General features: G+C 47.4%; 15 protein-coding genes and 1 pseudogene. 4 read left to right on the top strand and 12 right to left on the bottom strand.

Annotation, left to right across the window (positions count from 1 at the left end):
• Window positions 1-254: 254 nt before the first annotated feature.
• From L4D06_RS24275 to dctP, 4 genes are read right to left on the bottom strand one after another with little or no spacing between them, the layout of a single operon-like run.
• On the bottom strand, window positions 255-1,904 hold the full coding sequence (locus tag L4D06_RS24275) for a diguanylate cyclase (protein WP_429742018.1): 1,650 nt from the start codon (window positions 1,902-1,904) through the stop codon (window positions 255-257).
• A complete protein-coding gene (locus L4D06_RS24270) occupies window positions 1,901-2,284 on the bottom strand; it encodes a response regulator (protein WP_429742016.1) in 384 nt (127 codons plus the stop codon). The genes L4D06_RS24275 and L4D06_RS24270 overlap by 4 nt, the downstream gene beginning before the upstream one ends.
• Window positions 2,284-4,722: a sensor histidine kinase gene (locus L4D06_RS24265; RefSeq protein ID WP_429742014.1), complete on the bottom strand. Its 2,439-nt coding sequence runs from the start codon at window positions 4,720-4,722 to the stop codon at window positions 2,284-2,286. The genes L4D06_RS24270 and L4D06_RS24265 overlap by 1 nt, the downstream gene beginning before the upstream one ends.
• Window positions 4,719-6,830, bottom strand: coding sequence for a TRAP transporter substrate-binding protein DctP (gene dctP, locus L4D06_RS24260; protein ID WP_429742012.1), 2,112 nt, complete (start codon window positions 6,828-6,830; stop codon window positions 4,719-4,721). Before dctP ends, L4D06_RS24265 begins: the two co-directional genes overlap by 4 nt.
• Before the next feature lie 262 nt (window positions 6,831-7,092).
• Between dctP and L4D06_RS24255 the strand changes: the two genes are divergently transcribed.
• Together L4D06_RS24255 and L4D06_RS24250 are read left to right on the top strand one after the other, a co-directional pair.
• Entirely contained in the window at window positions 7,093-8,334 is a 1,242-nt protein-coding gene (locus L4D06_RS24255; protein ID WP_429742010.1) for a polyhydroxyalkanoate depolymerase, read from the top strand.
• A gap of 111 nt (window positions 8,335-8,445) precedes the next feature.
• Window positions 8,446-8,994: an SRPBCC family protein gene (locus L4D06_RS24250; protein ID WP_274163670.1), complete on the top strand. Its 549-nt coding sequence runs from the start codon at window positions 8,446-8,448 to the stop codon at window positions 8,992-8,994.
• Window positions 8,995-9,128: 134 nt separating this feature from the next.
• Here L4D06_RS24250 and hdhA read toward each other — a convergent pair whose 3' ends face one another.
• From hdhA to L4D06_RS24235, 3 genes are all read right to left on the bottom strand, one after another.
• Window positions 9,129-9,896, bottom strand: a complete 768-nt coding sequence (gene hdhA, locus L4D06_RS24245; protein WP_429742008.1) for a 7-alpha-hydroxysteroid dehydrogenase — start codon at window positions 9,894-9,896, stop codon at window positions 9,129-9,131.
• Window positions 9,897-10,101: 205 nt separating this feature from the next.
• A complete protein-coding gene (locus L4D06_RS24240; RefSeq protein ID WP_016959772.1) occupies window positions 10,102-10,719 on the bottom strand; it encodes a bifunctional 4-hydroxy-2-oxoglutarate aldolase/2-dehydro-3-deoxy-phosphogluconate aldolase in 618 nt (205 codons plus the stop codon).
• A gap of 9 nt (window positions 10,720-10,728) precedes the next feature.
• Window positions 10,729-12,105, bottom strand: a complete 1,377-nt coding sequence (locus L4D06_RS24235; RefSeq protein WP_274163668.1) for a GntP family permease — start codon at window positions 12,103-12,105, stop codon at window positions 10,729-10,731.
• A gap of 158 nt (window positions 12,106-12,263) precedes the next feature.
• On the opposite strand from L4D06_RS24235, the gene L4D06_RS24230 reads away from it, so the two are divergent.
• Window positions 12,264-12,785 (top strand): gluconokinase, encoded by a 522-nt coding sequence (locus tag L4D06_RS24230; protein WP_429742005.1) that lies wholly within the window; start codon window positions 12,264-12,266, stop codon window positions 12,783-12,785.
• A complete protein-coding gene (gene edd, locus L4D06_RS24225; protein ID WP_274163666.1) occupies window positions 12,782-14,578 on the top strand; it encodes a phosphogluconate dehydratase in 1,797 nt (598 codons plus the stop codon). The genes L4D06_RS24230 and edd overlap by 4 nt, the downstream gene beginning before the upstream one ends.
• Window positions 14,579-14,681: 103 nt before the next feature.
• On the opposite strand, the gene L4D06_RS24220 is transcribed toward edd, so the two are convergent.
• From L4D06_RS24220 to L4D06_RS24200, 5 genes and pseudogenes are all read right to left on the bottom strand, one after another.
• A complete protein-coding gene (locus tag L4D06_RS24220) occupies window positions 14,682-15,689 on the bottom strand; it encodes a substrate-binding domain-containing protein (RefSeq protein WP_429742003.1) in 1,008 nt (335 codons plus the stop codon).
• Window positions 15,690-15,915: 226 nt separating this feature from the next.
• A complete protein-coding gene (locus tag L4D06_RS24215) occupies window positions 15,916-16,680 on the bottom strand; it encodes a DUF2927 domain-containing protein (protein WP_274163664.1) in 765 nt (254 codons plus the stop codon).
• Window positions 16,681-16,975: 295 nt separating this feature from the next.
• On the bottom strand, window positions 16,976-17,284 hold the full coding sequence (locus tag L4D06_RS24210) for a hypothetical protein (protein ID WP_429742001.1): 309 nt from the start codon (window positions 17,282-17,284) through the stop codon (window positions 16,976-16,978).
• Window positions 17,285-17,335: 51 nt separating this feature from the next.
• A complete protein-coding gene (locus L4D06_RS24205) occupies window positions 17,336-18,403 on the bottom strand; it encodes a hypothetical protein (protein ID WP_429741999.1) in 1,068 nt (355 codons plus the stop codon).
• 67 nt (window positions 18,404-18,470) lie between these two features.
• Window positions 18,471-19,262 (bottom strand): annotated as a pseudogene (locus tag L4D06_RS24200) (hypothetical protein); the annotation flags it as partial.

Raw genomic sequence — 19,262 nt, 5'->3', positions numbered from 1 at the left:
TTCAAAGCATGGCGTGGAAAAGTATCGAAATGGTCTCGAACTTCTTGCGAAATTCTCACAGAATAATGTCAAATTCATCAGGTGCATATTGCGCCATGTATGGGGTTAGCCTTTATAGGCTCAGTACCGTCGAGGTGACATTCGGGTGGCGCGGTTTATCTAATGCATTTAATGATTTACTTGTGGCGCGCGTAAGTCATGAACATAAAAGTAAGAGGGTGGCACTCTCAGTCTTGTGTCCGAAGGTTGCTGGATTAGGCGCGACTTTTTTTGTTCGTATTCAATTCTACATGTGTCACTACTCGGTTACGGCCTTTCTCTTTTGCGATGTAGAGCGATGAATCTGCAGCCTCAATAATAGACTCTATCGCATCAAACTCAGGGAAGGTCGCGACGCCTGCACTCAATGTAGCGAAAAATGTCTCGGGACCATTTGAGAACGGTGTTTTCGCAAACGTGATTCGAAATTCGTCAATAAGGCGAAGTGCGATATCGGCGGGTGTGTCTGGTAAAATGAGTGCAAACTCTTCCCCACCGTACCGAGCGCAAGTATCTGTTTTTCTAAAACGATAATTCAGTAAGCGTGCGACACCTTTGATCACTTTGTCTCCCACTGGGTGGCCATATCGGTCGTTAACAGACTTAAAGTGATCGATATCTATCATCACAAAACTTAACGGAGACTGGTGCCGGCGTGCTCGCGACAACTCTCGTTCAAGCGCGACTTTAAGGTTCGAGTGATTGAGTAGGCCAGTGAGACTGTCTCTGTCCATTAAAGCACTTAACTGTCGGAAACGTTTGGCGCGAATGGAAACGGCTTGCGTTAGGTGGAGATCATTAATTGGCTTGGTGAGAAAGTCATCCGCCCCGACTTGCAATGCCTTCATCTGCAGTTTTAAATCGGTTTCGCCGGACAAGTAGACAATAGGCACGTTAGTGTGGGACGAGTGTTGCCTGATCACACTGGCTGCTTCTACGCCTGTGCAATTTGGCATGTATAAATCCATGAGAACGAGATCGGGGCTGAACTCGCCAAGTTCATCGAGCAGGTGCTGCGGCTCATCCACGATCAAGGTTTTCATCCCCGCCCCTTGCAGCACTATCGAGTAGTGTTCGGCAATCATTTGCTCATCTTCAACAATCAGTACGCGATATTGGGCGTTGTGGCTCTCCCACAGGGAGTCCAGCACACTAAGAATGTCGTCGTATTCAACGGGCTTATGAAAAAAGGCAAACGCCCCAGCCTTGGCGGCGAGTAGTCGACTGCTCCAGCATTCGGTACTACTTAAAACCACCAACGGAATACCGCTATTTTTTCGCCAAACTTTGGTGACTTTGCTTAGAAGGTCACACTCATTGATATCAACAATCAAGACGGATGGCGCTTCATTTTTTAGGGCTTCTTTCAAGTCATCCGTAGAATCGAATGACAGCACGTCATATTCGAGATACTTAAGTTGGTCGACCATGTCCTGAATGGTGTTGAGATCATCAGCGAGCATATAAACCAATTGTTTGGTGCGGCCTTGCTCATGAAGCAGGGTGACTTCACCATAGGTCAGATCTTCAGGGGGTTTGGGGGCAATACTGGCCACATCGTCAATGGTTGCGATGAGGGCGTCGATATCTGTATTGGGCCAAGGGTTCTTCTGGTTTTCAAGGGAAGGTTTGAGCAATACCTCGATGTCACGACCTCGTTCTCCAAGGTCGACAAATCCCAACGTTGTTGCTGTACCAGCTAACTTATGCGCTTCAAGGACCAATTCGTCCAGTTCACCATGTCGCGACTCTTTGTTTTCATGGATCGTTTGCCACAACGTTTTCATTTTGCTGATACGTTTATGAATGCCTTTTGTAAACTTGGCTTGTTGCTCTTGGAATTTTTTTAATTGAGATGGTCTCATAAGCCTTCCTTTGCCATGAGGCCTTTGATTTGTTCGGCAAGCATCATTGGGTCAAACGGTTTGCTGATCACGCCAATTGCGCCACAATCGTGGTAAGCCTTTACCTCTGAAGGTTGAACTTTAGCCGTCATGAATATGGCAGGTGTTGAGCTCAAATGGGGTAACTTTCGTAAATGTTCCAACGTCGTCGGTCCATCCATATCAGGCATCATGACATCCAAAAGAAATAAATCCGGGTCTGAGAGCGCTGCTTTTTCTAATGCTTCGTTACCGCTACAGCACGACAGGAGTACAAACTCGTCTCCCTCTAGGGCCATTTCAGAGACATCACGAATATCCTCGTCATCTTCAACGTACAGCACAGTAATTGGTTTGTTCATTACATTGCCTTTTGAGGGAAGTTTTTCTTAAGTATAAGACGGACTTCAGATTTGAGTTTGTCGATATTCAAATCTGATGATTTGTGGCGCGATAGAATATTGCTTGGCATCGTGGTATGCGACGCCACCTCAGAGAGTAAAATGACTGGAATGGCAAGGCTTGAAAGCGAATTGAAAAAGGGTATAAAACGTGCCTCACCCCGTGTGACATCGCAGACAATCAACTCAAAACGTTGGTGTTCAATTGCTATCTCTGCTGATTCAAGAGATGGTGAACAGGAAAGCTCAATGTCGTTTTTGAATGCATCACGAAGTGTTAGCTTTAAGGCTTGGTTGTTACCAACATAAAGTAATTGTGGTATCGCATAGTCGGAGTGAGATGCGCGAGTATCTAATGCTGCCAACCGCTTAGCCTCTGATGCATCAATAGGTAGCGTGAAGAAAAACGTCGATCCTTCTCCTAGCACTGAGAAGAAATCGATGCTCCCTTTGTGACCATTGATGATTGCTCGGGTAATACTGAGCCCCAGCCCTGTGCCACCAACGAGCCGTGTCGCGGAGCTGTCTGCTTGAGAAAATCGCTCAAAAATACGGTCGTGAAACTCTGCGGGTATCCCTGATCCCACGTCCGTGACTTCAACGCGAAATTGAGTATCTACTTGTAACAAGGTGATGGTGACCTGACTATTGGCGGGTGAATACTTGATGGCATTCGAGAGTAGATTAGCAATGACTTGTTGAAGTCGACTTGAATCAGCATTGATATAGGCATCTTGGATTTCATTGATATATACCAAAGAGACATGGTGTTGTTTGGCATATCCATCCATGTCGTCAACCGATCGGCGAATAATGGCATTGAGGTTATTACGACTAAACTGGAATGTCATTTGTCCTGATTCGAGTTTTTCGATATCTAGAATGTCATTAATGAGTAGGGTTAATCGTTCACTGTTTCTGAGTGCAATAGTCAGCATTTTTTTACTTTTAGCGGGAACGGAATCTCCGAACTTTCCTAGCACCAACCCAAGTGAGCCGCGTATCGATGTGAGTGGAGTGCGAAGTTCATGGCTGACCGTCGCGACGAATTCACTTTTCATATCTTGTTCTTGTTTTTGGGCCGTGATGTCCCGAATGATGCCAGTGAACATGCGTTTGCCAAGCACATCCATTTGGCTCACAGACAAATCTGCGGGAAACGTGGAGCCATCTTTGCGCATGGCGACAATTTCACGTCCGCTACCGATAATCTTGGCGGGTTTACCATCTAAGTAGTTCTTAATATAGGTATCATGCTGAATAGCTAATGCATCAGGCATTAGGAGCTTCACGTTTTTACCGATCACTTCGTCAGAAAAATAGCCAAACAATCCTTCAGCCGCAGGGTTAAACGTTGCAATGTTGCCTAACTCATCAATGGTGATGATGCTGTCATTCACCGTTTCAACGATGGCTGCGAGTTGGCTCTGACCTGCCTGCCGCTCTGCTTCTACGGTGAGCTTGTTAGCTTGTCTAATTTGTTCTGTGGCGTGATTAAATGCACTCGCCATGACCGCTAACTCGGTTGTTGTTTGTGACATCTCTATGGGGTAACTGCCTATTTTTACTTTGTCAGACAGCTGCGCGATGGGGGCTGCCATTTTTCGGCCCAACTGACGAGCAATGATGGTCATTGGTAACAGTGAAATCAGTGCAAAGACAATAAAGCTAGTTAACCATGGGGTGATCTCATTGAGTAAGTGTGTATAAGGTTCTGAAAGTGAGAGAGAAACATTGTAATCGCTTAACAGCATGTCAGAGGTGGGCGTGACGAATGCTGTGGTGCCCATTGTGCTTAGCTTACTGTTTTCGAATGTCCATTGGTGTTCAAAGCTCAGCGTGTAGTGTTGGTTACTATTTTTAAAAACGGGCGTGACAAGGGTAGGTAACTTCACATAGGCAATAATTCCGCCTTGAACCGCGCCAAAATAGAGGATGGGCTCAACAATGTAGACGGCGTTATTTTCCAGTTTCACATAGCCTTTTCCCGTGACGAGTGCATCGCTGACAATGCTCGATGAGTACCATGATGGAGGAGAGGTTGATTTGAATATATTTCCTGCGTAGTCAAATATTTGAGCGTCATCTATGGCGTTGTATCGTGTGAGGTCTTCTAACGCATGCTTGAAGTAATAGTCAGAGCCATCTACGTCAATCAGACTGTTTATTGAAAGCTGGCTTTGTGCAGTGCGGATGATGGATTCACGCTGACTCTTTAATATTTGGTCGATCACTTGTAGGTGGCTTAATGCTTGAATCTTAAGTTCTGCATGAACGTGTTTTTGTATGCGAAACAACTCCATGACGGTGGTCGCACCCACGACGAATAGAAAAAACGTGATCAGCAAGACGAGAATGAGTTTGGTGAAGCTAATGGCGGTACTTTTCGTTTTAGTCATTTGCGGATCTGCTCCAAAGGATGAAGCTTTCCGTCGTGGTAGTGAGTGAAAATGTAGTCGTCAGCTGTTAAGGCATCATGCTGCTGCTTAAATGGATGCAGATACTCTTTCATCACGCCTTTATGTTTTCTTATCTTTTTCATTTCTTGGCGAATGCGAACCATGCTGTTTTCATTTGCCTGTCGAGTTGCCTGTGCGAGTAAGTTCATTAAGTCGTAGGCATGGGCGGTGCCGGACGGGGCAAAAATGTCTTTCGTTGATGATGTGGAGTATTTACGTTGATACTTTGACGCGAGAGAGCTCACAGCGGGAGAGTCGTTGTCGATAAATGAAATGGTTTGCAGCACGCGTAGATCGACTTTCTCAAGCGCGTTGGCGGCATTTTTTGCAAACTCAGAACCTGTGATGCCCCAATGGGAAATGACGACGGGTGGATCAGGGAGCGTTGATAATACTGAGAGAAATTTTTCACCTTCGACGGCGTTTCCAACATATATGATCACTTCCGCCCCTTGGTCGACCAAATGTTGAGTCTTGGCGGTAAATTCTTTTTCACCCCAATCAAACCATTCCAAATGCGCGGGTTCAATGGATCGTTTTTTCATCGCTTCGGTTAGGCCCTTGTAGTTGCTTCGCCCCCACCCGTTGTTGACCAAGAGAAGCCCTATATTATTCGAGACGTTCAAGGCGCCCTTAAGGAGAAACTCAGCGGCATACTCATCTCGTACGGAAACTCGGAAAACGAAGTTTGGCTGTCGACCACTATCAACAATAGGGGTGGCGGCGGCCCACGGAGCTAGCATCAGCATATTGTTTTCATGAATGAAATCGAGTTCAGCTAACATGACTGGGCTGCTTATACCGCCAAAAATAGCAAGAAGGTTTGGCTGTGTTGCGAACGTTTTGATGTTGTCGACCCCTCGAGAAGGCACCATTGAGTTGTCTCTGGCGATCAGTTTGACGGGTTTGCCGAGCAATCCACCTTGTTCATTGATTTCATCTAGCGCCAGTTCAATGCCTCGGCGAATTGCGAGTCCGGATAGGGCCGCGCTGCCTTGAAGGTCGGCATCCAATGCAACAACTAAGGTGTCAGAATGCGTTTGCTTCCAATCTTCACGTGCTTGAAGTACCTGCTCAACCAACACAGTGCCAAATGCCATTCGGTTGAGCTCTAGAAGGGACTTGAAGGATTTTTCCATGTCATGAAGCAATGCGGGAGAAACAGGAATGACGGCTTGTTGCGTTTTCACTACACGGATGGCTTCTTGCCGTGCGGTATTAACTAATATTTGATGATGTAAAGCGCTTGCTTTAACGGCCTCCATCAACGCGGTTTTGAGTGGGGAGGGTAAGGATTTGAGTTTGCGAGAAGACATCATCATGACAAATGTCAGAAACCCGTGGTTAGTTTCAATGACATGTAAATCCTCAATACCTAGCTTTGCGATGTTAGCGTAAGTGTTTTCTGTTCCATCAATGGCTTTTTGCGTGAAAGCGTCGGCAGTTTGATTAGCAGCAATGGCTATCGTATTTGCTCCCCATGCGTCGAACTGCTCCCGTATCACTCTGCTTTCCATGGTATCGAAGAGTTTGTTATTAAAATCTTCGAACCTCAAAAGCGGAAAATTGGTGATGAGTTGTTTTAATCCTCCGGGCCATAACGCCAGGCCTTCTAAGTCATGAGCTTTTAGATCAGATAACAGTGTTCGCCCTGCGTTGCTGTTATAAACACGACGTGCAGCAGCCTCATCTTTGAATAGGTAAGGCAGATCTAAAATCTGCATTTTCGGGGTTAAATGGGACAATTTGGAGGAAGGCGTTATCGCTATGTCTAATTCGCCTTGCTGCACTTGCGCAATGATCTCCCTATCAAATGTAGATGTGGGTGTTGATATCACGCTAACAGAGATCTGACCTTGCGTTGTGGTGTTAACGAGATCCGCGAAGTGCTCTGCTGTCTGAAGTTCAGCTTTTCCCGATGCACTGGAGAGTGCCAAGGTAAGTGTGATGGTTTCGGGTTTCACCGGAGTCTGGGTGTTAGGTTCGGCATTGCGTTCACAACTGGTAAGCAACAAGGTCACCATGCCTAGCATTAGCATACGCGTCATTGGTATTCCTTTATGGTTTCATTGAATTTTTCATCAGCCAGTGCACAAATACCACTTGCACCTATAGAGATTAGAAATAGAACGAATGTTTCGCCAGTGAGACTCTCGGTGTCTAAAAGGGATAGAGAGGCGTGGATGAATGGTTTTCGATGTTAAAGCAAGTGCTTAATCCTGTGTCCTGATTTTCTGGTCTAGTCTGTTAATTAAGTAGTTAGTTAATAGTGGCGTTGTGCCACGTGTTTTTTAACAGTAGGGACAGCGTATGCTTTACGAGCTCAATGCGACATATATGGAATCCATCAAACCGCTAAACAGTTGGGTGAAATTTGTCAGAGATGTTAACGCTGCGCCTTGGAATTGCATGCGTGACTTATCCGTCGTTCGCACTTTTGATGCGTCCATGGAGCTGGTGGAGCGATTAACAGATTGCTATGACGAACCTGCCTGGGGGCTCGACCATACGGTGATTAACGGCCAAAGTCTGGCGATTCAATACAATGTAATTTCGAATAAACCATTTTGTAATTTGCTTCATTTTCGCCGAAGTAAAGCGCAGCCTCAGCAGCCGAAAGTGCTCTTTGTCGCTCCGCTTTCTGGCCATTTTGCGACGTTGCTACGTGGAACCATCAAGGAATTTCTCCCAGATCATGATGTGTATGTAACCGATTGGCAAAATGCCCGAGATGTGCCAATCAGCGAAGGTGAGTTTCACTTCGATGACTATGTGGACTACTTGGTTGAATTTTTAGAAATGCTCGGGCCTGACACTCACACGATTGCCGTGTGCCAACCATGTGTACCATTGATGGTCGCGACAGCATTGATGGCAGCGAGAAATAACCCGGCGACACCTGCGAGTATGACACTGATGGGCGGGCCGATTGATACGCGCATCAACCCAACGGAAGTGAATGATTACGCCAGCGGTAAAGATTTAGAATGGTTTGAGTCGAACGTGATTTGTTCTGTGCCCGAACAATACAAAGGGGTGGGACAATGGGTGTATCCCGGTTTTGTTCAACTTTCTGGTTTTATGTCGATGAACCTTGATACCCATGTGCAAAAGCACTTCAAGTTCTTCGGTGACTTGGTTAAAGGTGATGGCGAAAATGCTGAGTCACATCGCCAGTTCTACAATGAGTATTTGGCGGTGATGGATTTGCCTGCCCATTACTACTTGGACACTATTCGTAAAGTTTTTCTCGAACACAAGTTGCCAAACAAGACCATGACCTATCGTGGCAAGCGGGTGGATCTAGATAGCATTACAGATACGGCCATCTTTACCATTGAAGGGGAATTGGACGATATTACAGGGCGAGGTCAAACTTCCGCAGCTTTGGACTTGTGTGAAAAACTGAGAAAATCCAAAAAAATGCATTATGAGCAACAAGGCGTTGGGCACTATGGGATTTTTAATGGCAGGCGTTATCGCGACGTTATAGCCCCGAAAATCAAAGGCTTTATCAAGAAGCATAACCCTAAAATGGTGCGGGCTGCATAGCTTAGTTGCACACGCTGGCTTGAAAAACACTTTTGCCTGAGGTGCGATTCTGTTCCTTCTCAATCACCGTTATAACAGAAACGGTCTTCAGTATTGAGAAGGAAACGATTCATGCTCAAACAACTCATGCTAGTAAAACTCCCCCTCCTTTTACTCACTATCATCAGCTTTCTGGGTTCGTCCTTTGTTTATGCTCATGGCCCCTCAAGGCTCAAGGTGAAAGAATCCATCACGATTGACGCACCTGCCGAAAAGGTATGGAAAACCGTGGGTGCGTTTGACAGCCTAACGTGGTTACCACCTGTGACCAAGGTGGTGATGGAAAAAGAACCTGCTGATCAGAAAGGGGCGGTGCGCGTTGTTTATGTGGGTGAGCAAAGCGTAACGGAGCAACTGAAAAAGTTAGACAAAGAAGGCATGCTGCTGAAATACAAAATCAGCAAAAATAACACGGCACTTCTCCCTGTGACCAACTATCAATCGACCATCACAGTGAAAGCTGACGGCGATAAAAGCATCGTGACGTGGAAGGCCGGGTTTTACCGAGGTGACCCAAACAACGATCCGCCAGAGAATCTGAATGACGAAACGGCAATTGGCGCGATTGTTGGGCTATACAAGGTGGGCCTAGAGAATCTGAAGGTCATTATGGAGCAATAAACGCTCTCTAACGTCTAACTCATGTTAAATTCTAACTCATGTTAAAAGGGGGCGGTTTGACTCAAACACGCCCCTTGCCCCCTGCTTCATTGCCCCATCTCTTTGTCTCTGCTTCTCCCCTCATCAAAGGGGTATTAGCTTAACTCCTGACTACCTCCACCGCTGACGGTAAGCACTTGTCCACTCACCCAAGCCGCTGCTGGGGAACACAAAAACAGAGCGGCAGAAGCGATATCATCGGTTTTCCCTAATCGGCCAAGTGGCGTGTGTTTCAGCATGGCTTTTTCAATGTCAGGTGTGAGCACTTTCTCCAACGCCGCAGTGCGGATTGCCCCTGGTGCAATCGCATTCACACGAATGCCCATTGGCCCTAAATCAAACGCTGTGTTTCGTGTGAGGTGATTGACCGCAGCTTTTGATGAACCATAAGACGCCATGTGCGAGTTCTTGTTTTCACCCGCCATAGAGCTGATGTTTAGCATTGCCCCGCCGCCTGCTTTTTGCATGGCAGGAGCGCATAACTGCATTAATCGAAACGGCGAGAATACGTTGAGTTGGTAGGCCCATTCGAAATCTTTCATCGGCATATCAAACGGTTTTGGGCCTCCACCTCCTGCATTATTAGCAAGGATTGTGAGCTTGCCAAATTCCCGCACAGCGGTATCAACCAGCGCGATTCGGTCTGCATCATCGGTGACATTGCACACCGTAGCGACGGCGCGACCGCCATGGGTTTTGATGGTAGAAACCACGTCATTGGCGGCTTGTAAATCAAGGTCACTCACTACAATTGCAGCCCCTGCATCAGCAAACATTTCAGCAATACGCCGACCAATCCCCGCCGCAGCGCCAGTGACAATGGCGACCTGCCCATCAAGGCTGAACTGTTGAATCGCAGACATAGCAAAATCCTCTTCACAATGGATGCAAATAGGGTAGCTGTGGCTGAGTTAGCCAAGCGGTTTATTGTTGATACAGCGCGGCGATCAAGCGAGGCTAAAGCAATGATGACGGCGAGGGTGATGAGGGAATAGAAGCAATAAAAAAGCCGAGCAGGGGGGGCTCGGCTTAGGATGTTATGGATTTAACTGTTTAACTGTTTAACGATTAACGCTCGGAAACCGCTTTGACTAGCGCGGCTATGCCGTCCCAATCGCCGTTGTCCATCATGTCAGTCGGTACCATCCACGTACCACCACATGCGACAACACTTTTTAGCGCAAGGTACTGATCAACGTTGGCTGGGCTGACGCCACCTGTTGGCATAAAACTCACAGGGTAAACCGCACCGAGTGCTTTTAGCATGTTAACGCCACCAGAAGGCTCAGCAGGGAAGAATTTCAAAGTCTTCAGGCCCATTTCCATCGCTTGCTCAACCAGACTTGGGTTGTTCACACCCGGTACGATTGGCATGTTGCGCTGTTGACAGTACTTCACTGTGGTCGGGTTGAAGCCTGGGCTCACAATGAAGTCCACACCCGCGTCAATCGCGATGTCGACTTGTTCCGTCGTGAGTACGGTGCCTGCGCCAATCAATAGCTCAGGGTAGGCGTCACGCATAATACGAATAGATTCCGCTGCCGCTTCTGTACGGAAAGTGACTTCAGCACATGGCAGGCCGTTTTCTACCAACACTTTTGCCAGAGGCAGAGCGTGAGCGACATCGTTAATCGCAATGACTGGGACGATTTGGATTTCTTTTAGTCGCTGTTCAATCGTTTTCATTGTTTACCTCTACAAAATGAAGCTAAGTGCCGCGACGATAATAAATGCGATACCGCCTAGCAATGTTTCCATCACGGTCCATGTTTTCAGTGTGGTTTTCTCATCCATATCGAGCAGACGAGAAACCAGCCAAAAGCCTGAGTCGTTGAAGTGTGAAAGTACCGTCGCGCCACTCGCAATGGCGATAACGATAAAGCATAAATCGAGTTCGCTTAAGCCTACAGTCGATGCAACCACTGGGGCAATTAGAGCTGCGGTGGTTGTCAGTGCAACGGTCGCCGAGCCTTGAGCAACGCGAAGACACGTTGAGATAACGAATGCTGCCAAAATCACTGGCATACCAGTGTCTGTCAGTACGCCGGCTAATGCATCGCCGATACCGCTTGCACGCAATACGCCACCGAACATGCCGCCAGCACCGGTTACCAATACCACGCCACAGATTGGCGCTAATGAGTCACCACACAGTTTTTCAAGTTTTGCCATGCCGTAGTCTTTGGCAAATACCACCAAACAGACCAGCAGAGTGATAAGCAGTGCAACGGGTGTTTTGCCAAGCATGCGCAGGAATTCAATGACCGGCGTGTTGCCGTCAATGATGCCAGCAACTGATAGCGTGTGCAGACCCGTGTCGAGACAGATAAGTACCACAGGCAGCACCAGAATGCTCATTACCGTGGCAAATTTTGGTAACTTTGATTCATCAACAACGGTATCGCCGTTGAAGAAGGCTTTAGACAAAGGAATATCGAACTTCTTACCCGCGTACAGGCCGAAAAGATATGCGCCCAAGTACCATGTTGGAATCGCAACCAGCAAACCCACCACAAGTAGAAGACCAATGTTTGCGCCAAGAAACTCAGCGGCTGCAACAGGACCTGGGTGCGGCGGAACAAAGCCGTGCATTACCGCAAATGCACCTGCTGATGGCAGTGCGTATTTCAGCGGAGAACCACCGAAACGGCTCGCAACACTCAGGATGATAGGCATCATCACCACAAGGCCGGCGTCAAAGAAAATAGGGAAACCGAAGAGCAGTGAGGCAATACCCAACGCAAACGGGGCCTTGTCTTTGCCAAATCGACCGATCAGCGTGTCTGCAAGAACCTGCGCACCACCAGTGACTTCGAGGATTTTACCAATCATCGCGCCAAGACCAACAAGCAGAGCGACGGAAGCCAGTGTGCCACCAAAACCACCCATCATGGTTGGAACCACTTGTTCTGACGCAACGCCAGTCGCAATCGCTGTACCCAAGCTGACAATGGTCAGTGAGACAAACGCATGCACTTTTAATTTAATGATCAATACCAAGAGTGCCGCGATAGCGAACACAGCAATGGTTAACAAAAACGTAGGATCTGAGGGTTGAACTAACTGCTCCATAGTTACACCTTTTCTAGCATTGTTATTGTTTGTGTGTGAGTTCACATTTGTTTGCGTTACCGGTAACATGTTACCGATAACATTCGTAAGATAAACCCATATTTCAAAGTGAATTCCAAAATTGAGAGCACGCGCAAATTTGGTAAAGAGGATTAGTCATGGCTGGAAGTAGTGTCATCGTTATGGGCGTTTGTGCCAGTGGAAAAACCACCATTGGAGAGTTACTCGCTAAACGGCTTGGCCGCAAATTCATCGATGGAGACGATCTCCATCCACGCGCTAATATTCAAAAAATGTCATCAGGAGAACCTCTCAATGATGATGACCGCATGCCTTGGTTAGAGCGTATTCGCGATGCGGCTTACAGCTTAGAAAGCAAAAATGAACACGGTGTGATTGTGTGTTCGGCATTGAAGAAAAAGTACCGCGACCAGATCCGCGAAGGAAACCAAAACGTGACTTTCCTGTTTCTTGATGGCGATATGGATTTGATCATGACACGTATGCGTGCTCGCCAAGGTCACTTTATGAAAGAAAACATGGTGAAAAGCCAGTTTGAAACGCTTGATCGCCCGGATAACGAGCCACAAACGATCATAGTGAGCATCGATTGCGACATTAACACAGTGGTTGAGCGCGCCGCCCAAGCCATGCTGGGAATGAGCGAGGTGGTAGCATGATCCATTCCGTCGTCAAAAAAGTCACCGAGCGTTTGATTGAACGCAGCCGCGCCACTCGAGACATATTCTTGGCTCACACCCAAGCGCAAGCTGACGCAGGGAAAGGTCGCAACCAACTTTCTTGCGGCAACTTAGCGCATGCGGTGGCGGCGTCTTGTGCATCTGAGAAAAAATCTATTCTCGATCTGACCCGCGCTAACGTGGCACTTATCAGCGCATATAATGACATGCTAAGTGCGCACCAGCCTTACAAAGATTACCCAGACCAAATTAAACAAACGTTGGCATTGCAAGGCCACACTGCACAAGTTGCAGGTTGTGTACCTGCCATGTGTGATGGCGTGACTCAAGGTCAGCCAGGCATGGACATGTCGTTGTTTTCTCGCGATCTCATCGCACAGTCAACTGCGCTGTCACTAAGCCACAATAGCTACGACGCCACCTTGCTGCTGGGTATCTGTGACAAGATTGCACCAGGGCAACTCATGGGCGCGTTGGCTTATGCTCACCTGCCAACTGCATTTGTTCCTGCTGGCTTAATGGCGACAGGGATCAGTAACGAAGAAAAAGTCGATGTGCGCCAGCGTTACGCTGCGGGTGAAGTCGGTAAAGAAGCCTTGTTGGACATGGAGTGTAGCGCCTATCACGCGCCGGGAACCTGTACTTTCTATGGTACGGCGAATACTAACCAGTTGGTGTTTGAAGCAATGGGCTTGATGCTTCCGGGCTCTGCGTTCATTCACCCGCATTCAGCCATGCGCACGGCTTTGACTGATCACGCGGCATCAAAGATCGCGTCAATGACCAAAGATTCTGCGCAATACCGTCCACTTTCTGAGGTTGTGACCGAGAAGAGCCTGATTAACGGTGTGATAGCGCTGTTGGCATCAGGCGGTAGCACCAACCACACTATTCACATGCTGGCAGTTGCTCGTGCGGCGGGCATCATGTTGACGTGGCAAGACATTAGCGACCTGTCAGATGTTGTTCCGCTATTGGCCAAGGTTTACCCAAATGGCCCTGCAGACATGAATGCATTCCAACAAGCAGGCGGCGTGCCCGCGTTGATGCATCGTCTGCACGAAGCGCAGTTGGTGCATTCTGATGTGGTTCCTGCGTTTGGTTCTTTTGAAGACCAGCTATCACTGCCAAGCCTTAACGAAGGCAAATTGCACTGGCAGGCTTGTCATGGTTCAAGTGACGCAGCCGTTATTGCGGCGAGCGGTGCAGTATTTGAAAGCACAGGCGGTACCCGTGTGCTGGATGGCAACCTTGGACGTGCAGTTGTCAAAGTGTCTGCGCTAAAAGCGGATCAGCGCGTTATTCAAGCGCCAGCGGCAGTGTTCCGTTGCCAGCATGAAGTGGAAGCGGCCTACAAGCGTGGCGAGCTGAACAAAGATTGCATTGTGGTGCTGACACACAATGGCCCAGCAGCAAACGGCATGCCTGAGTTGCACAAGCTGATGCCAATTCTCGGTAATATTCAAAAAGCCGGCTTTAGCGTGGCATTGGTCACTGATGGTCGTCTGTCTGGTGCATCAGGTAAGGTACCTTCTGCCATTCACGTTTCGCCAGAAGCCATTCGTGGTGGTGCAATTGGTCTGGTGCATGAGGGCGATATGATTTCTGTGAACTGCGAAACGGGCGAGTTGAACAACTTGGCGGATACTCAAGGTAGAACGCCGATTGAGCGAGATACCGAAGCCCTGCAGCAAACATGGGGACGAAACATGTTTAAAGTGATGCGTCAGAGCGTGACAAGTGCAGAAGAAGGCGCAAGCTTCATTCTCTGATATTGTCTGGATGCTTTGTGTACCAACAGTGTGAGTACGTTCAAACTCAAGAAACAGGGCAGCCAATGGCTGCCCTGTTTGTTTTAGAAAAGCGAACGTTTAGCTAGTGGCTACCACCGTCGCTGATCTTGTAGCCTAAATCGACAATCTTGTTTTCAATCTCATCACCTCTCAGCCTTGCCAGCAATAGCTCTGCACTTTTTTCACCAATCTTAAAGCGAGGTGTGTCCACGCTGGTCAATTTTGGCTGTACGGTTTGACCGATATCTAGCGCGTTGTACCCCACAATCGACAGTTGTTCAGGCACCTTCAGCCCTCGTTGTTGTGCGTTAAGCAAAGTACCGATAGCAATATCGTCATTGGTGCAGAACACCCCATCCAAATCAGGGTGCAGCTTGAGGGCGCGTGTGAGTAAGTCGGCCGCCAATGAATAACTGGAATGGTCACCAGTTAGAATGTGTTTTGGTGTTAAGCCAGCGTCGCTCATTGCCTTGTCATATCCCAACATTCGCAACTGAGTACGCGTATCAAGGCGAGCACCAAAGTAAGCAATTGAACGCTTACCAGACGCAATCATGCGATTTACCACGTCGTATGACGCGGCAATATGGTCAAGGCCGACAGCCATATCAATCGGGTTCGTTGGTAGCTCCATGGTTTCTACCACGGGGACGCCTGCATTCTCGATCATTTGCAGTGTTTTCGGCGTGTGGTGACTCTCGGTTAATATCAGCCCATCGACTTGATAAGAAAGGAGGGAGGCGATCTTGTGCTCTTCCTCTTCCTCGTCATAACTGAAGTGCGCCAGTAAGGTTTCATAGCCATGAGCTTTGGTGACAGACTCAATACCTTGAACGAAAGAGGCGAATATTTGGTTCGACAGTGAAGGCAGTAAAATGCCAATCGCACGGCTGGACGATTTTGATAGCATCGCTGGTGCTTTGTTTTCAATGTAGCCAAGCTCTTCAATGGCTTGTGCTATTTTCTCTCGGGTTTTTGCCGCGACCGTGTCGGGGTTTCGAAGGTAACGAGAGACCGTCATCTTCGTGATACCAATGGTATCAGCTACGTCTTGAAGCGTAGCTCGCTGTTTTTTATTGTTTTTAGACATATTCTTAAGCCAACCTCCAATGTTACTGTAACATTATTGGGGATATGCCTTAGATGTACAAGTGGTTAACCAAGCGTTATGAAGATTTAACGACGATCATTGAGAGAGTTATCCTTAAAACCCCATTTTTGAGAGTATTTCGCTTACGTTGGCCACTTTTTCGTGCCAGAACGCCCAAAGCAATGGTCGTCACTCAAGACGAGATACCATGGCTTAGCCTATAGGGTCAAAACAACCCCAACTCCGTGACAAACTCTGATTGGCGAGCGAGTTTTTTTGACTCCTCTGCCCACGCCGGACGCGCTTTCAGCCATTGTGACACGATTGGGAGCGCCTTATTCCCTGTCATGCCAGCATGAATGTCAGGTGCATAAAGCAACCGGAGTAAGGTCACATCCAGTGGTGTCAAAACGCTGTTTTTGGTGTTGTCATTGAAGATGGAAGGAAAAACCTCATTGGAATCATTTGGCAAGCCCATGGCTTGCGTCAATTCTTCCACTACGCAAGCAAACAGCTTGCCGCGCTCACGTGCTAGATCAACCGGAATAACAATCAGACCGCGTCGGATTTCATTACTTTTGGTCACCGAAAAGTGCGCCATGCAGATAGCGCCGCGAAAAGGGTAAGACTCATTAGCCCCCCACAATTCTCGCGTTTCATCCTGCCAACGGCTTTGGCGGGTAAACACCATTCTTAGGTTCGCTTTCTCCAGGTTATCGACCAATTGGACATCGTGACCCGTGACTTTTGATAGGTGCGTGAGGTGCATGCGAACTAGCATGGTATGAAGTTCTTGGTCACCCACTCTATGGTCTATCCAGACCTTTATTGGCTGACGCCACTTGCGAATAGGGTGAGTGTCATCATCATATTCATTGTTGAGGGCAATCAGCTCAAAGGCTTTTTCTACATAAGCATCATCATCCCAAGCGGCTAGCACAGGGGACGTGAATAGAGACAAAAACAGCCCCAAAACAAGATGTCGCATCATCGCACTCCGTTGTTATTTATCATTGATGCATTCCATGCAAACCAAGATGCTGTGGTTGTTACAAAATAGCTTACGTCTGCCTATATTCCTATGGGAAGCAAACCAATTTTATGTTGACATAACCGAGATTAGAAGAGGCACCTGACGTATCTGTTACTAATACATCGCGAAATATGCAATCCCAAAAGACTGATAAACAGCACGATATGAAGCGTACTCATTGTCGAATATCTCCCTGAAATAATTGCCTTGTTCGTCAACGTTGATCGAAAGGGCTTGCGAATGAGATAGATGCTTAAACGGCGAAGAAAACAAACACTGATGTTAGAGCCAAGATCGTACGAAGAGTAAAGCACCACTCGGTTGACTCCAATAGACGTTCCACGAACAAGGAGGCAAACAAAAGGGCGAGGGTGGCGAGAGAAAATCCAACATAGTGCCACTCACTTTCATGCCGTAAGCCGTTCACTTCGGAGCCAAAGTGGTAAGCGTCAGAGTTCAATGCGAATTCGAGCAGAGTGACTATTTCGAGTGAGATAACAACGAATGTTATCGTCAATACAACTGTGCTTGAAATATGGTTTCTGTGTTTTCTATCTGCCATTAGTAAAATGCGTCACTCATTCTTTTAGGGTACGGAATGTAAACATCCAAATTACTGCGGTGCAGGTATGCCATCAAACGGTTTATCTGACATAACGGCTTTACCGCTGAATAGGACAACACCATACCTATCTATCTCGGGGATGTATTCCCAGCGCTTTTGGGGATCTTCGGTCACGGTGCATTGCGTCATTGGCAGATAGCATGAGACAGAGTAGGTGATTTTGACGTTATCCCCCTTTAACAGATATTGCATGTAAGTCTGCTTAGGGTACCCATCAAACGCACCTTGTCGGTAGGCCTGAATTTTCGCTTCCTGAGCGTCTGGGTCATCCATCGAATGTTCAAATTGATAGTAACGATATTTCCAATGCTTTAAATCATCATCTGGGTTGATGGCTTCACTCCATGCCACTTTTGAATACACCGGCATTTCAACCGCACTTTCTGCAACTTGGCCATCGACATCTCTGACCTCAGAAAAGTCGATGCCACTGTATTCGGCTAATTCAAAGTTTAGAAACCGTGTATCTAAACGAGATTTTGGATAGGGTGAAGATGATGTTTCACCAAGGCCATCAAACAGCAAAACGACGTCACCATGTCCATTAGGGTTTCGCACTACCCAGCCGTTTGGGTCAGCATTTTGGCGTGGTGTGCAGTCGTTACTTCGGAAGCAACCTAATGAAAAATAGAGCATCGCTCTCGGGCCTTCTACAGCAAACTGCATTGTGCCCCAGTGAGTAGAGTAGTTCTCGTAGTAGTTTTCCAGCGTTTCGATTTTTTTCTTGGCGAGGTCACTGTCAATAGAAGAGGAAATACGATAGTAAACGCTGTTACGCATTGTGTCTGGGTTTTGCTTGACCCAATGACCWGCAATAAAACTGGGTACACCAAGGCCACCTACATCCGCACTTTTCCCTGGGAATCCATTTACAGCGCCGAATCCAAACCCCATGCGACCGCCAAAAGTGTCGGTTGCATATACATCGATGATCCCATATGGCCCATCAAGACTACCTGCATTGGCAAGCCGAGCGTGAGTTTTATACACCTCTTGCTCATCTGAACATCCGATAAGCACAAAGCAGACGAGAAGGAGACTCATTGATTTAGGCATTGTCGAAAATCTCCCTAAATAGCTCACCAGATTCATTCTTTTAGGGTACTGAATGTAAACATCCGAATTACTGCGGTGCAGGGATGCCATCAAATGGCTTATCCGACATATCGGCTTTACCGCTAAACAGGACCACACCATACCTATCTATCTCTGGGATGTATTCCCAGCGCTTTTGGGGATCTTCGGTGACGGTGCATTGCGTCATTGGCAAATAGCATGAGACAGAGTAGGTGATTTTAACGTWATCGCCCTCTAACAGAAATTGCATGTAAGTYTGCTTGAGGTACCCATCAAACGCACCTTGTCGATAGGCCTGTATTTTTGCTTCCTGAGCGTCTGGGTCATCMATCGAATGTTCAAATTTATAGTAGCGATATTTCCACGCTTTTAAATCATCTTCAGGGTTGATGGCTTCACTCCACGCCACTTTGGAGTACACCGGCATTTCAACCGCACTTTCCGCGATTTGACCGTCAACATCTCTGAYCTCRGAAAAGTCGATGCCACTGTATTCGGCTAATTCAAAGTTTAGAAACCGTGTATCTAAACGAGATTTTGGATAGGGTGAAGATGATGTTTCACCAAGGCCATCAAACAGCAAAACGACGTCGCCATGCCTATTAGGGTTTCTCACGACCCAGCCGTTTGGGTCAGCATTTTGGCGTGGTGTGCAATCATCATTTCTGAAACAACCTAAGGAAAAATAGAGCATCGCTCTCGGGCCTTCTACAGCAAACTGCATTGTGCCCCAGTGAGTAGAGTAGTTCTCGTAGTAGTTTTCCAGCGTTTCGATTTTTTTCTTGGCGAGGTCACTGTCAATAGAAGAGGAAATACGATAGTAAACGCTGTTACGCAT

This window comes from Enterovibrio makurazakiensis (genome assembly GCF_050336585.1).
In the GTDB taxonomy this organism is placed as follows: domain Bacteria; phylum Pseudomonadota; class Gammaproteobacteria; order Enterobacterales; family Vibrionaceae; genus Enterovibrio; species Enterovibrio gelatinilyticus.
The sequence above is the reverse complement of the archived record's forward strand: the minus strand, read 5'-3'. Positions and strand labels throughout refer to the sequence as shown.